Consider the following 14,914-nt stretch of genomic DNA (forward strand, 5'->3'; position numbering starts at 1 on the left):
TGTGATTAACTCCGCGGGTTTGTTTCTAACGAAAAGCTACATTTCTGAAGATCTAACCTGTTTAGGCAAGACGTGAATCGTGCACGTAGACCTCTTCCATTATAGAATATCGCTTCGTTTGTAGAGCTTAGCTTTCCACATATACTTTCTGTGGAAAAAGTATATGCATTATAAGGCTATTTTTCAAAAATCAGCTTCAAAACAGACTTAAGTCTTCTATTGAAGAATTCTTGTTTATTGCTGCAAACTTATAGTTCCGTAATATTCATACACTGTTTTCAGGAAAGGCTGCTCCTGCCCGTCGACCATTTTGTAATGCGTGGTACTGAGTAATTTACCTTCTGTAGAAAATTGATTTATCTCTTTTAGGTACAGCTGCTGCTCCATTAAAATTAACTTTTCTGCAATTTGGTTGCCTCTGTATGTTAGCTGAATAGTCTTGGAGGTTGTAGTACCAGGATAAATCAATTCTAACACAGTCGGTTGGTTTTGTGCATTATAAGTGATCTTCACTTTCAAAGCCGGACCCGTTCCGTTGCCACTCATTTGCTTCCGGGTTTTTATCTGGCCACTTTTGGTGCTGTACCGCCATTCGGATCCCTCACTGCGCAGCAAAAAATCTACATCGTACGGCTGCACATAATAGTTGTAGGTGATTTCATTGCTGCTTGAGGTGGGAGTGACATTGGCAGGCATGCCCTGGTGATTTAAACGCACCGTGGCTACAAGTTCTTCTTTACCGCCTTCCAGGGCATAGATGCTCTTCGCCTGCACGTAACCTGGTAAGTATTGTAGGTTTCGCTTGTATTTTATGCCTACAGCGGCTAACTCATGTGTGGTGACCGAATAATAATTGTCTTCAATTTCAGTGTTGAAAAGTATTTCTGTAAGTATTTCGCCCAGTGTTTCGTCGGTTTTGATACGGGTGCTCTGGTTTTTCCCCAACAGCAAGATAGCGTCTATGCCCTGCTCCTGCGCTTTAGCTTTTAAGTTTTCCAGTAAAGTAGAGTAGGCTACTTCTCCTTCGGCTTTATGTTCCAGCACGCCAATTTTAACATAGGCTGTATCAGTAGGTTTCTCACCCGGGAAAAATACCTCCACTTCATTTTGATGGAAAGGCGTAGGAATGGCAGACAAACGGTTATATGAATGGTCTGGCACATATTGGTGCATACAAGAGGTACCCAACAGTACCAAAGAAGCAAAAGCCAGACAACGGAAGGTGAAAGTTTTCATAGCTAAGAGAAAGCGGGTAAATGTCTTTTCTATTTGACAGACTTTCCATGGCTTGCCCCTACTAAACAACAATTTTCTTTTCTTCATCTCAGTGTTAGATGTGTTAACAACTACACATAAAAGAGCCTGTACCGGCGGCACAGGCTCTTCTGAAATATTTATTTATCGGTTTTCGGCATGTTTTAGGAAAAAAGGCCAAAAATAGAATGTTATCCGCGTTTCTGTACAGAACCGCTACCGCTTACACGGCTGTCTACAGTAGGTGAGCCGGCATAGTATACTTTGCCACTGCCGCTGATACTGGTCTTGAGGTTATTCTTGGCGCTTACTTCACATTTGCCCGAGCCACTTATGCTCACTTTGGCTTCATCGGCTTTAAAATCAAAACTACGTACGCTGCCAGAGCCGCTAACTGCTGCGGTAGACTGTTTTCCTGATCCTTTCAGGTCAATACTGCCGGAGCCAGAAATACGGCTGGACACTTTATCCACATTAGCAGTTAGTTGTATTGAGCCTGAGCCGCTCACCGCTAAGTCTAATGAAGTGGCTTTAAAGGTGCTTTCGCTTTTAATTCTGCCTGAACCACTCACGGCCAAACGCTCAATGCTAGGTACGGTAACGTAAATGGTCACGCGTTCTTTGTTATTGCTGGTTCTGTTCCAGTTTCTTTCTTTGTTTCTAATGTTCAGCTGGCCATCTTTTACCTCGGTCTCTATTTGAGCCAGCTGCTCCGCATCTCCTTCAAGGCGCACACTCTGCGTGTTTCCTTGACGAAGTATTACTTGAGCCGGATACGCCAATCCAATGCCATTGAACGATGGTAAATTTCTGGCTTCCTCTTGAGCCAGTGCTGTAGTACGGAACGAAGACAGCGATACCAATACGGCTACAAAGGCCAGCAAAGTGAGGATGTTTAAGTTTTTCATGGGAATAGCAAGTTTTATTTAATCTAAAGATGGCTGCACCAGGGGAATGGTTGCTTCAAATGCCATTTTTATTTGCTTCTTCTATGGCCACCAGCTTCAGATACTCTCAATTTTCAGCTTACCTTCTTGAATATCAAGCCAATCCCTTTGAGCTCTATTCACTTACCTTCTACTTTTAAATAAATTTTAAAAACAAAAAACAGTTCAGTAGTTGCTTTTCCTGTTTCAGTCAAGTTTTCAACCGGTCCGTCATATTTACAAAAGACTATATAGGGGTTTTATCTAGGTTTGCTCTCAATAATTCGGAAAATGATTCAAAAATATATGAGACCTGTCCTAAAATTCCATCTCTTGAAGCGAAGCATGATGCTCTTCTTCAGCTGCCTAATGGCATTGCTACTTTCCTTCCCCGCGAAGGCACAGCAAAAAATAACCTTAAGTGGGTATGTAAAAGACAAAGCCTCTGGCGAGGGTTTGATTGGAGCTACTGTGAGCGTAAGAGAACTGTCTGGCACAGGAGCCGCTACAAATGAGTACGGCTTTTTCTCGCTCACCTTGGCACAAGGAACCTATACTGTAGTGGTCAGCTATTTAGGCTATGCCACTTATTCCCAAACTATACAACTCACTTCGGCTCAAAAGCTAAACATTGAGCTGCAAGAAGATCATACAAAGCTGCAGGAAGTGGTCATTACCAACACCGAGAAGAAAGACGAAAACGTGCGGAGCATGGCCATGAGCACCATGAAAATGCAGGTAACCGAACTGAAGAAAATGCCTGCGCTTATGGGCGAGGTAGACGTGATTAAAGCTATTCAGATGACACCGGGCGTGCAGACTGCCGGCGAGGGCACCAGCGGCTTTTACGTACGCGGCGGCGGCGTAGACCAGAACTTAATTTTATTAGATGAGGCGCCCGTGTACAATGCTTCGCACTTGATGGGCTTTTTCTCAGTTTTCAACGCTGATGCTATCAAAGACGTGCAGTTGTATAAAGGCGGAATACCGGCTGAGCATGGCGGTCGGCTTTCTTCCTTGCTAGACATTAGAATGAAAGAAGGCAACAGCAAACGCTTTGCCGCCAGCGGCGGAATTGGCACGCTGAGCAGCCGACTAACTCTGGAAGCCCCCATTGTGAAAGACAAAGGCTCCTTCATGGTATCGGGCCGCAGAACGTACGCTGATATCTTCTTTAAGCTGAGCTCAGATGAAGGCATCAAAAACAACCGTCTGTACTTTTATGACCTCAACCTGAAGGCTAACTACACGCTAGGCCCTAAAGACCGCTTGTTCGTGAGCGGCTACTTTGGCCGTGATGTGGCGGGTAACAACTCTGGCGCCTTTAACTGGGGAAACGCTACCGGCACTTTACGCTGGAACCATCTTTTCAACGACAAACTTTTCACCAACACCACCCTTATCTTCTCAGATTTTGATTACTCCTTGGGTTCAAAAGAGAAGTCTACCGAGTTCACCTGGACCTCGCACATTATAGACTACGGCCTCAAAAACGACTACACTTTTTACCTGAACCCGCAGCACCAGCTCAAGTTTGGAGTAGCCGGAACCTTCCACAAGTTTCAGCCTGGTAAAGTAAAACCAGGGCCGCAGTCTTATTTCAACGAGATTAAATTAGACGGAACAAACGCCGTAGAAGGAGCTGCTTACCTGAGCCATGAGTATCAGCTGTCGCAGCAGTTCACAGTAGAGTACGGCTTGCGCTTCTCTTATTTCGCCACAGTGGGCAAAGGCACCATTTATGAATACGCCGAAGATGGTTTCACCAAAACAGGCAGCAAAGAGTACGGTGCCATGGAAGTGATTCAACAATATTCAGGGTTTGAGCCTCGCTTTTCAGCTAAATACGAACTGACCGAAAGCAGCGCCCTTAAAGCTTCATACAACCGCATGCGCCAGTACCTGCACCTGCTGTCTAACTCAACCGCCTCTTTGCCTTTTGACGTGTGGGTACCCAGCATCCATTACATCAAGCCCCAAATTGCCGACCAGGTAGCGGCCGGCTACTTCCGCAACTTCCAAGACAATACCTATGAAGCCTCTGCCGAAGTGTACTACAAGCACATGGATAACCAGATTGACTACAAAGACAATTCTGAAGTTTTCCTGAACAGCCGCATTGATACGGTGCTGCTACGCGGCAAAGGCACCTCATACGGCGCTGAGTTCATGTTCCGGAAGCAAAAAGGCGTTTTTACGGGCTGGGTGAGTTATACGTGGTCCAAAACCGACCGCACCGTGCCTGAATTGAACGGCGGAAAAGCTTTCCCTACCCGCTATGACCGTAGGCACTCGGTTAATTTGGTAAGCACGTACCAACTAAACGAGAAGTGGAGCATTGGCGCCAATTGGGTGTACGCTACCGGCGGAGCCATTACTATGCCGGTAGGTCGTTTTGAGTATGAAGGGCATACCTACCCTGTTTATTCTTCCAAAAATGGTTTCCGGTTACCTGCATACCACCGGTTAGACTTGGCCGTGACCTATGACCGTCCGCGCAGCCTCACCGGCAAAAAGTATGACAGCAGCTGGAGCCTGTCTATTTACAACGCCTACAGCCGCAAAAACGCCTTCTCTATCTCCTTTAGAGAGAATGAAGACCATCCGGAGAAAACCGAAGCCGTGAAAACCTACCTGTTCGGCATAATTCCGGCCCTTACTTACAACTTCAATTTCTAAAGATTCAGCATCAGAAAATATCATGAAAAAGTATTTGTTCTTACTTGCCGCCGTTCTTCCGTTCCTGAGCAGCTGCGAAGAAATTATCTCCTATGATTTGCCTGAGGGCGCCTCAAAAGTGGTGATTGAAGGTTTAGTGACTAACCAGCCGGGGCCATATTCGGTGCGAATTACTTCTACCAAAGGCTATTTGGCAAACGGCGCTGCTCCGGGTTATGAAAACGCGGTGGTCAAAATTTCTGACAGCCAAGGCTTTGAAGAAACGCTGGTTTCTAAAGGAAATGGCCTTTACCAAACCAGTCAACTGCAGGGCAAAACGGGTAATACCTACTATCTAAAGGTGCAACTGAACGGACAGGAATACACAGCCAATAGCTACTTAAAACCCGTACCCCCCATTGATTCGCTCCTGTTCCGGTTCAAGAAAGGGAACGCGCAGGTAGAAGAGGGGTATTATGGCACCTTTTACTTCAGAGAACCAGCTGGCAAAGGCGACTTCTATAAGTTCAACGTTTATTACAACAGTGAGCCTGAAAGAGACGTGGTGGCCATAAATGATGATTTGTATGACGGCAACTACGGCGACCCTGAAATTGGCCAGGAACTGAAACTAGGAGACACACTGCGGGTAGAAATGCTTTCCATTGACCGACCTGGTTACGAATTCTTCCGGGTACTCAGCCGCATGCAGTACTACACCGGTGGCCCTTTTGACTCTCCGCCCGCCAATGCCCCCAGCAACATCAGCAACGGAGCTATTGGGTATTTTGGTGCTTCTGCGGTATCTGTAATGGAACGTAAGGTAGAGACTGAGTTTATCAGGTAAAACTAATTGTGTTTTCCGTTTTCAGCCTGTTTTCTCTAAAATAGGCTGAAAACAGTAGCTTAAAACAAAGGAAAAGGGCTGCCAACTAGGGCAGCCCTTTCACATTCACTTTTATCTTACTAAGAGGTTGAAAGGTTATAGCGTAAAGCAGCCATTTAGTTGGTGCCACACGCCATTGGTATATAATTTATCTCCTTCTTTCACTCGCATTCCATTTACAATAACGGCTCCCTTTTTCCGGTACACTTTAATTGTGCTACCATTGATAGAGGTTAGTTCAGAACCATCTTTTAAATCAGAAGTAGTGAGCGTGCCTTTTACTATATGCTGCGACAACAGCTGCTTTAGCACTTCAGGCCTGGCTTCTTTATACTGCTGTAGGGTCTGCTCTGAGGGAGCAAAAAAAGTATAAGCTTCTGACCCAGTCAGCACGGGCATTAAACCTGCTTTGGTAACTAGTTCTAGAAGTAGTGGGCTTTCAGTGTTGGTTAACCCTTCTCCTAAGCTTATGGTCGCTACTTTGGCTGATGCCGCTGTAGCTGCCAAAAATGATTGACTCATACCTCTGCTCTGCACACATAGGAAGAAGCATAATACCATCACTATCTTTACAAAATTATATTTATTTCTCATCTCTCCCTCCGTTAAATCAGCCTATACTAATAGCTATACGAAAGTTTTAAGAAAAAGATAAAAAACGCTATATTTAGTAAAGTGCAATTAACCAAAAATCATAGAAAAGAAGGTAGGAATATGCCCTGGAATGAGAAGTACACTAGCTAACAAACCAAAGGCAGCCCCATAGAAGTGGGCACTGTGGTTGATACCGTCCGTTCCCTTTTTACCCATGTAGTAAGAGTAGAACAGATACAGTGCCCCAAAAATGTAGCCCTTGATAGGCAGTGGTATTGGGAAAATAATGAGTTCTGTGTTCGGGTTGAAGTAGATACTGGCAAAGATAATGGCAGAAACACCACCAGATGCCCCCAAAGAATAATAGTTGCTCTGGTTCTTATGTTTGAAATAGGTAGGCAAGTCAGATAAAATGATGGCTGCAATGTATAGCCCCACATATAAACCAATACCTATAAAAGGATCAAACACATTGATGAACACATTCTCCACCACGCTTCCGAAGAGATACAGCGAGTACATGTTGAAGAAGAGGTGCATAAAATCTGCGTGCAGAAAACCAGAGGTCAACAAGCGCCACCACTCACCCTGCGCCACGCTTTGCGGATGATGCACCCAATTCTCCATTAAGTTGCTGTTCTGCCACGCATATATTGAAGCAATTACAGTTAAGGCTATGATTAATAAGGTGATGCTAAGCATATTTTAAGTAAATCTTTTGTTGAAGTTAAAAGAGTACGTTCTTTTCAAAGCGTACTTTATGTTGTTCTAAATACCTTCTAATAGGTTTAAAATGCTGAATACTACGTGGAGAAAGGCCGGAAGAAAAACAAAGAACAAGGTGAAGTAGAGCCCCGCTTTAAACATTTTCGGGCCATACGTTTTTGCTCTTGGTGCACCTATTTCTGTTATCCAACCTAATGTATAGCAGACATTACAAACTAAGGCAAAACCAACTATACCAATATGCACTGACAAGCCTCTGCCCTCTCTTAAATATACCAGAATCTGCATAAACCCTAGGCTAACCAATCCGCAGACTAACACAATCAAGTTGTACAGAATCCTTCTCTTCTCCCACCAGCCTATTATTTCTGATTGGCTCCTTTCTTCATCTTCAACAGTGAGCAATGAATTAAGAAACTCCATTTTCTAAAGACTTCTCAGTGAAAGTATCATAAAGGCGAAAAGCTAAAGTACCTGAATCTTAAACTTCTGCCCTTGTTGGTGTTGTCACCAACAAGTAGTTGAGTTATTCATTTAGAAGAAAGCGCATTACAGTTCATTCTTCTGACAAAAACCTGTTATGTAAGTAGTCAACTGAACTAGTCTAGTTGGTAAGAACACGAACAAGGGCGAAAGGGCGAAAGTATATCAACAGGGAAGAAAGGGATAATTTAAAATGTGTTTTAGCCCTTTTTTTCAGAAAACAATCCGAAAACAAGATTACATATCCACAATTTTACATCTCCATACTTTCAAATCTGCTCATGCTCAAATTCTAACTATCACGCTCAATCAACTGAATAGCTAACCCACGCAGAAGGTCTTTTTTGCTGTTTAGAGCGTTGACTTCGTTCAGGTGGTGCAGGCCGCGCTGAAAATAGTGGTTGATTTGGTTTTGGGTAAGACCTTGAATATCCAGCTCGTCATAGATGGCTTTTACGGCTTCTACTTTTTTATCAGTCTGTTCCGGCTCTAAAAGCCCTTGCCATTGCTCCAGTTCTTTTCGCTGGGTTGCCGAAGCTCTTTCCAGAGCAGTAAGCAGCAGGTAGGTTTTCTTGTCTGATAGAATGTCGCCGCCTACTCGTTTACCAAACTTGGATTGGTCGCCGTACACATCCAGCAAATCATCTCTCAGCTGAAAAGCAATGCCCATGTTAATGCCAAATTCCTTCAGGTGCTGGGCATCTTCTGGGGTAGCGTCGTTTAACAGGGCTCCTAATTCTAAACTAAAGCCCAGTAAAACGGCCGTTTTCAGCTTAATCATGTTCAGATATTCTTCTATCTGAACATCTTGGCGACTCTCAAACTCCATATCTAACTGCTGGCCTTCACAAACCTGCGCTGCGCAGGTGCTGAAGAGTTGCAGTGCCTTAGGAAGTTTCTCTGGTTCAATACCTAAAAAAAATTCGTAGGCCCGCACCAACATCACGTCTCCACTTAAGATAGCGGTGCTGGTGTTCCATTTCTCGTGCACCGTTACCTGCCCACGCCGAAGCGGCGCCTGGTCCATAATGTCATCGTGCATGAGCGTAAAGTTGTGGAAAACTTCTACGCCCACAGCAGGCATGACAGCTTTTTCCACATCATCATTGAATAGGTAAGCTCCTAGTAAGGTAAGCACAGGACGAACTCTTTTACCACCCAGGCTCATCATGTAGCGAATAGGGGCATACAGTTTGTCGGGGGACTCTCCGTAAGAAAGCGTGGAAAGCGTCTGATTTATCCGTTCAGAAAATTGTGAGATATCCACAGAAATAAATTTAGTATTGGGGGCAGAAACTACTGTAATATAGACTTAGCGGCCTCTGTTTACACCGTCAAAGCTACGGTAAAATCAGCAAAAAGACTTTGTTGTTTTAGGCTTTAAGGTAAAAAAGCGTTTTCGTGCACTTTTCTAAAAAAGAGCCCGAAAACGCTTATACGTAATTTCAGCACTGTTTAAAGTACATCTATCAGCTCCAAATCAATGGTACGCTCTAGCACATTGGTGGCTTTTACTTCCACCATTACCTCATCACCGAAAGAAATAATACGCTTGTTATTTCTGCCTATAATGCGATAATTGGCTGAGTCTAGCTCGTAGAAATCGTCTTGCAAATCTGCCAGACGAATCATGCCTTCGCACTTGTTCTCCACAATCTCCACGTACATACCCCATTCTGTCAGGCCAGACACCATTCCTTTGAACTGATGCCCAAGGAACTGGTTAATGTACTCTACCTGCTTAAATTTGATAGAAGCACGTTCGGCATCGGCGGCACGTTTCTCCATGTCTGAAGAATGCTGGCTCCGCTCTTCATACTCTTCTGCGTCAACGGTGTAGTTGCCGTGGTTATACTGATCAATAAGCCGATGCGCCATCATGTCTGGGTACCGGCGAATAGGTGACGTGAAGTGCGAATAATGCGCAAACGCCAGCCCGAAATGTCCTTCAGGCTCAGTGCTATACTTAGCTTTGGCCATGGTTCTGATAGCCAGGCTCTGCAGCAGCCCTTGCTCTGGCTTACCTTCGGTGGAAGAGGCCAGCTTGTTCAGCTCTTTTGAGATGTCTCTGCCTTCCTCTAAATCTACCTGATAGCCAAACTTACGCGCGAACAAAGAGAAGTTCACCAACTTGTCAGGATCTGGGGCGCCGTGCGTACGGTACACCATGGTCAGCTTGTTCTTGCCCTTCTTCATCTTGTACACATGCTCCGCCACGTATTTATTGGCCAACAGCATAAATTCTTCAATAAGCTTGTGCGCGTCTTTTCGCTCTTTCACGTACAGTGACAGCGGTTTGCCGTTTTCGTCTAGCTTAAACTTCACCTCAATGGTTTCAAAGTTCACGGCTCCGTTTTTGAAGCGTTTGTCTTTGAATTTTTTGGCCAGCTCGTTCAGCTTCAGAATTTCTTCTTTAAAGTCGCCCTCACCAGTTTCTATTACCTGCTGCGCATCTTCATAGGCAAACCGGCGGTCTGAGTGAATAATGGTGCGGCCAATCCAATACTCATGAATTTTGGCGTTCTCATCAATCTCAAATACTACTGAGAAGGTTAGCTTGTCTTCATTGGGTCTTAACGAGCACAAGCCGTTTGACAACCGCTCAGGCAGCATGGGAATGGTACGGTCTACCAGGTACACCGAGGTGGCGCGGCGGTAGGCCTCTTTCTCCAGTCTTGTTCCTGGCTGTACATAATGTGTAACATCAGCAATGTGCACACCAATTTCCCAGTTACCGTTTTCCAGCTGACGCACGCTCAGAGCATCGTCAAAGTCTTTTGCATCGGCGGGGTCAATGGTGAACGTGGTCACGTCACGGTAGTCGCGGCGCTTGGCAATTTCTTCTTTGGTAATTGCCTCTGGAATAGCATTCGCCTCTTTTTCCACCGACTCCGGAAACTCAAATGGCAAACCAAACTCCGCCATAATAGCATGAATTTCGGTATTGTGCTCACCAGCTGGACCGAACACCCTGATCACCTCACCCATTGGGTTTCGCTGCGGATCTTCCGGCCATTCTGTGATGCGTACCAGCACTTTGTCTCCGTTTTGGGCATCGGCTAAGCCGCGCTCGCCCACAAACACATCAAAGTACATGCGCTTCATATCAGGCACAATAAACCCGAAGCCTTTCGACATCTCCAGACGACCTACCACTTCTTCGCGCTCGCGGTGGATAACTTCTACCACTTCGCCCTCTGGACGCTCATTGGCGCGGCGGCTCTTTCTCAGTTGCACCCGCACCGTGTCACCAGACATGGCAAACATGAGTTTTTCCACAGGCACGCGCACGTCTTGCTCGCTGTCTTCACTGATCACATAGGCATGGCGCCCGTTGGCTAAATCTACTTTACCCACAATGGTAGGACCACCTCTGCGCGAAACGGTAGCGCCTCTTCTATCAGAATCACGGCGGCTACCGCGTTCACTGGTGCGCTCTCCTCTAGTGGAGGTACGTTCGGTGCCTCTATAGTCAGGGTTGAAGGTGTAGGTATCTTCCTGCAGGTGCACCAATTCTCCGTTCTTGCGCATGTTTTTCAACAGGGCAAATACTTCTTCGCGGCCCTCTTTGCTGTTAATGCCTAAGCGGCGGTGCAGTTGGCGGTAAGTAAATACTTTGTCTGGGTTTTGGCTGAAAATATTCAGCAGTACCTCTCTTGATACTTCGCCCAAGTTCTGGCCACGACTTCCACCGCTTTTGTTACGACGCGGTGCGCCTTTGTCTTTTCTGGTATTGCTAGACCGAGGGGCAGAATCTTTTCCTGCGCCCGGCCCTTTTCTTTCTCTTCTCATTAATTTCTTATTTTAGGTAGGCTAACTTTTATTTCAGCAGCACTACTCTTTACAGCTTATTAGCTGCTTGTTTTAAATTTCTTTTGATTTCCTATTTCAGGGAAATGCCTTATCTGTTTCTGTTTTAGACCTGTTTTGGGAAAAATAAGGTAAAACGCTTGTGAGGAGAAGCGTTCCGCAAATATATCTATTCGTCTATACTTGCTTTATACGCTTTTCGTTTCTGTTGCGCCGTTAAAATATCTTCCAGCTCACCCGTGGGTACAGCTTCCAGCAGTGCTTTTGTATACACTTGCCGGGGCTGCGAGAAAATTTGCTCCGCTGGGCCTTGCTCCACAATATGCCCCGCTTGCATGACTAGCAAACGGTCAGCCATAAACTTGGCTACTGCCAAATCGTGGGTTATGAACAGAATGGTAAGGTTAAATTCGCGCTTGAGGCGGTTGAGCAAATTCAGTACCTGTGCTTGTACAGATACATCAAGTGCAGAAACTACTTCATCGCAGATGATACACGTGGGTTCCAGCACCAGCGCTCTGGCAATGCAGATGCGTTGTAATTGACCGCCGGAAAATTCTTGGGGATAACGGTGAAAATGTTCGGGAAGCAAACCTACTGTTTCCAGTAGCTCCAATGCGCGCTGTTTACGCTCCCGTTTAGAAATAAACAGCCGGTGCACCTGCATAGGTTCCATTATGGCCTCACCTATTCTCATGTATGGATTAAGCGAAGCATAAGGGTCTTGGAACACCATCTGGAAATCTTTCCGCCACTTCCGCAAGTCTTCTGGTTCAAGTTTAGTCCAGTCAGCGCCGTTGAAAAGTATTTGACCGGCAGTAGGCTCTATTAACCTTAATAAGGTGCGCCCTAAAGTTGTTTTTCCACAGCCAGATTCACCCACAATGGCTACAGTTTCACCAGGGAAAACATCAAAAGAAACACCTTTTACAGCCTGTATGTACTCTTTTTCTTTAAAAATAAAGCCTCGGCTTATGGTGTAATCCACGTATAAATCTTTCACCTGGAGCAGCGGTTGCGGGAGAAGCGTCTCTGGCTGTTGATTCTGGGAAAAGAGTACTTCATTTGTTGTCTTTTCCACAGCTAAACCAATTAAATGAGGTACTTTAACCGGCTTCTCGCGCACCTGCCCCAGGTCATCAACTTCCATAAAATCTGATACCACTGGCAGCACTTGAACCTTTTTTTTAAGGCTAGGCCGGCAAGAAAGTAAGGCTTTTGTATATGGATGTTTCGGATTTGTGAAAATATCTACAACAGTACCCTCCTCCACCATTTTGCCTTGGTACATAACCAAAATACGGTCGGCTATTTCGGAAACTACGCCCAAATCATGTGAGATGAACAGCATGGCCATTTCCTGCTCCAGCCTAAGTTGGTTCAGTAGCTTTAGTATTTCTGCTTGTACCGTCACGTCTAAAGCCGTGGTGGGTTCATCTGCTATAAGTAAAGAAGGTTGACAAGCCATGGCCATGGCAATCATGACCCGTTGCTTCTGCCCCCCAGACAATTGATGTGGATAACTATGGAAAATCTTCTCGGGTCTTGGCAGCTTTACCTTGTCCAATAGGGCAACAGTACGTGCATATGCCTCTTCTTTGGAAATTGGGAGGTGGATTAACAAAGCCTCTGCCACTTGTTTCCCACAACTGATGACTGGGTTCAGAGAAGACTGCGGCTCTTGAAAAATAATGGAGATTTCGTTCCCCCTAATTTTCTGCATCTGCTTTTCAGGTAGACTCAGCACATCTACCGAACCAAACTGCGGAGAATTGAAAAGGGCAGTTCCGCCAGTAATTTGTCCGGGCGGAGTTTGGATAAGCTGCATGAGCGACAAACCCGTAACTGATTTTCCAGAACCAGACTCACCTACAATGGCCAGTGTCTCACCTTTTTGAAGCTGAAAAGAAATAGTATCTACTGCTCTTATCAAACCCTGCTGAGTAGCAAACTCTATTTGCAGCTGGTTTACTTGTAGAAGCGGTGTAGACAAAGGCATTTGAGGTGAAAGAGAATGAGCAGTAGTGAGGGCTTAAATGAGTGGTTCTGTTTTGAGGCTACTTTTCAGAAAACAGGCTAAAACAGAAATTTCTCTGAAACAGAAGCCTTAAAGACCACATAAGTTATTTTTTAAATGACGAATAAACCAATGACTTCTAAAATCTACGGCTAAAATACAACCTATGCCCTTAAAGAATAGTATTGCACAGTACCTCTTGTTAGATTAAAGCGGCTTTTAGATTATCCTTTTTATGAAAAACTCTTACTTTTTGAATTCTTTCCTATTTAAAATCATAGCCTGCGGAATATTTTGCCTTTTGCTCTCCCAAACTGTGTCAGCGCAGGCTCGGTACCGGAACAACTTTAGAACAGGTGTTGGCTTTGCCTATATTGTGGAAGGCGACAACAGCGGAGCCATTTTTACCCAACAGTACACCAGAGAATTAACTGACCGCCTGAATTTTTCATTGTCAGGTGAGTATCTCAGCTCCTCTAGATATGACCAGGGTAAAGAGATTTTTACTTCTCGTAAAGCCTTTGTGATGTTTGATGCCTCACTTTACTTTGATTTGCTGGAGAATGATAAGTTTACTATCAAAATTGGAGCTGGCCCGGCAGTGAGAAGACGATCTGAAGTTGACTTGGTACAGGGTGCTATAAACAACAATAGTGGTACACCGGGTACCACTGCCGACGAACATTTCATACACAATCGTGAGAGAGATTTCGGGGGTAAAATTGTGTTGGAAAATGACTTCCATAACGACAACCGACTATTCTTTGGCTGGCGGGCTAGTGGTTACTTTTATAATGCTGGTTCCTCTATATTTTCAGCAGGCTTAACTATGGGCTATTCTTTCTAATTTTTAGTTGAAGTTCAAGTTACTAGAAGCATAAAAGCGAGAGGGCTGCCAACATTGGCAGCCCTCTCGCTTTTATGCTTCTACAATATCAATGTCCATTTTTTGAGCGTTGATATCTGTTTCTTTTTTAGGAGGATTCAAAAATCTATTCTGATTGAAGACTATAATGAGCACGCCTACAAAAATGGCTGCATCTGCAATGTTGAAAATTGGCCACAAAGACATAGGTGTGCCGCCTATAACAGGAATCCAATGCGGCAAAATCCCTTCCCAAATGTCAATGTAAAACATATCAATTACCTGGCCGTGGAGCCAAGGCGTGGGCGCATCATAGGGAGCATTATCTAAATAAACACCGTAGAAGACACTGTCGATCAAGTTACCAATGGCGCCGCCCAAGATTAGACCTACGCAAACGATCAAACCTTTGTGGTAGCGCTCCTTTACCAGATAGTACACCAAGTAACCAATGGCAACCATAGCCACCATCCGGAAAACGGTCAGAATTATTTTGCCATAAGAGCCCCCTAATTCTACCCCAAAGGCCATTCCTGGGTTTAGAGTATAGTGCAACTTAAACCAATCGCCAAAAACGGGGATTTGTCCATTCATGCCCATTTGCATGTTATTATGAACCCACATCTTCACCGCCTGGTCAATGGCAATCACCACTAAGGCAATCAGGTAATATTTTGCGTACTTCATGCTTCACG

12 protein-coding genes are annotated in these 14,914 nt (G+C 44.9%); 3 read left to right on the top strand and 9 right to left on the bottom strand.

What is annotated here, in order from left to right; genetic code table 11:
• Positions 1–234: 234 nt before the first annotated feature.
• Both A8O23_RS14580 and A8O23_RS14585 read right to left on the bottom strand, forming a co-directional pair.
• Entirely contained in the window at positions 235–1,236 is a 1,002-nt protein-coding gene (locus tag A8O23_RS14580) for a hypothetical protein (protein ID WP_066622496.1), read from the bottom strand.
• Between the two features lie 209 nt (positions 1,237–1,445).
• Positions 1,446–2,162 carry a head GIN domain-containing protein gene (locus A8O23_RS14585; RefSeq protein ID WP_066622499.1) on the bottom strand — a complete coding sequence of 239 codons (717 nt, stop codon included), beginning with the start codon at positions 2,160–2,162 and terminating at the stop codon, positions 1,446–1,448.
• A 387-nt stretch (positions 2,163–2,549) separates the two neighbouring features.
• On the opposite strand from A8O23_RS14585, the gene A8O23_RS14590 reads away from it, so the two are divergent.
• Together A8O23_RS14590 and A8O23_RS14595 are read left to right on the top strand one after the other, a co-directional pair.
• Positions 2,550–4,859, top strand: a complete 2,310-nt coding sequence (locus A8O23_RS14590; protein ID WP_239693416.1) for a TonB-dependent receptor — start codon at positions 2,550–2,552, stop codon at positions 4,857–4,859.
• A 22-nt stretch (positions 4,860–4,881) separates the two neighbouring features.
• A complete protein-coding gene (locus A8O23_RS14595) occupies positions 4,882–5,685 on the top strand; it encodes a DUF4249 domain-containing protein (protein WP_066622500.1) in 804 nt (267 codons plus the stop codon).
• A gap of 135 nt (positions 5,686–5,820) precedes the next feature.
• Here A8O23_RS14595 and A8O23_RS14600 read toward each other — a convergent pair whose 3' ends face one another.
• The 6 genes from A8O23_RS14600 to A8O23_RS14625 all read right to left on the bottom strand — a co-directional run bounded on the left by A8O23_RS14600 (position 5,821) and on the right by A8O23_RS14625 (position 13,336).
• Positions 5,821–6,246 (bottom strand): fasciclin domain-containing protein, encoded by a 426-nt coding sequence (locus tag A8O23_RS14600; protein WP_066622502.1) that lies wholly within the window; start codon positions 6,244–6,246, stop codon positions 5,821–5,823.
• Between the two features lie 159 nt (positions 6,247–6,405).
• The gene (locus A8O23_RS14605) at positions 6,406–7,020 is read right to left on the bottom strand and encodes a rhomboid family intramembrane serine protease (protein ID WP_066622505.1); all 615 of its coding nucleotides are present in this window, start codon (positions 7,018–7,020) and stop codon (positions 6,406–6,408) included.
• A gap of 66 nt (positions 7,021–7,086) precedes the next feature.
• Positions 7,087–7,467, bottom strand: coding sequence for a hypothetical protein (locus A8O23_RS14610; protein ID WP_066622507.1), 381 nt, complete (start codon positions 7,465–7,467; stop codon positions 7,087–7,089).
• A gap of 352 nt (positions 7,468–7,819) precedes the next feature.
• On the bottom strand, positions 7,820–8,794 hold the full coding sequence (locus A8O23_RS14615; protein ID WP_066622509.1) for a polyprenyl synthetase family protein: 975 nt from the start codon (positions 8,792–8,794) through the stop codon (positions 7,820–7,822).
• 188 nt (positions 8,795–8,982) lie between these two features.
• Positions 8,983–11,319 (bottom strand): ribonuclease R, encoded by a 2,337-nt coding sequence (gene rnr / locus A8O23_RS14620; protein WP_082883080.1) that lies wholly within the window; start codon positions 11,317–11,319, stop codon positions 8,983–8,985.
• Positions 11,320–11,506: 187 nt separating this feature from the next.
• Positions 11,507–13,336 carry an ABC transporter ATP-binding protein gene (locus A8O23_RS14625; RefSeq protein WP_066622512.1) on the bottom strand — a complete coding sequence of 610 codons (1,830 nt, stop codon included), beginning with the start codon at positions 13,334–13,336 and terminating at the stop codon, positions 11,507–11,509.
• Positions 13,337–13,607: 271 nt separating this feature from the next.
• Here A8O23_RS14625 and A8O23_RS14630 point away from each other — a divergent pair, with 271 nt between their 5' ends.
• The gene (locus A8O23_RS14630) at positions 13,608–14,201 is read left to right on the top strand and encodes a hypothetical protein (protein WP_153042220.1); all 594 of its coding nucleotides are present in this window, start codon (positions 13,608–13,610) and stop codon (positions 14,199–14,201) included.
• 72 nt (positions 14,202–14,273) lie between these two features.
• Here A8O23_RS14630 and A8O23_RS14635 read toward each other — a convergent pair whose 3' ends face one another.
• Positions 14,274–14,906 (bottom strand): lipoprotein signal peptidase, encoded by a 633-nt coding sequence (locus A8O23_RS14635; RefSeq protein ID WP_066622518.1) that lies wholly within the window; start codon positions 14,904–14,906, stop codon positions 14,274–14,276.
• Positions 14,907–14,914: the final 8 nt, after the last annotated feature.

It is taken from the genome of Rufibacter roseus (genome assembly GCF_001647285.1).
Classification (GTDB): domain Bacteria; phylum Bacteroidota; class Bacteroidia; order Cytophagales; family Hymenobacteraceae; genus Nibribacter; species Nibribacter roseus.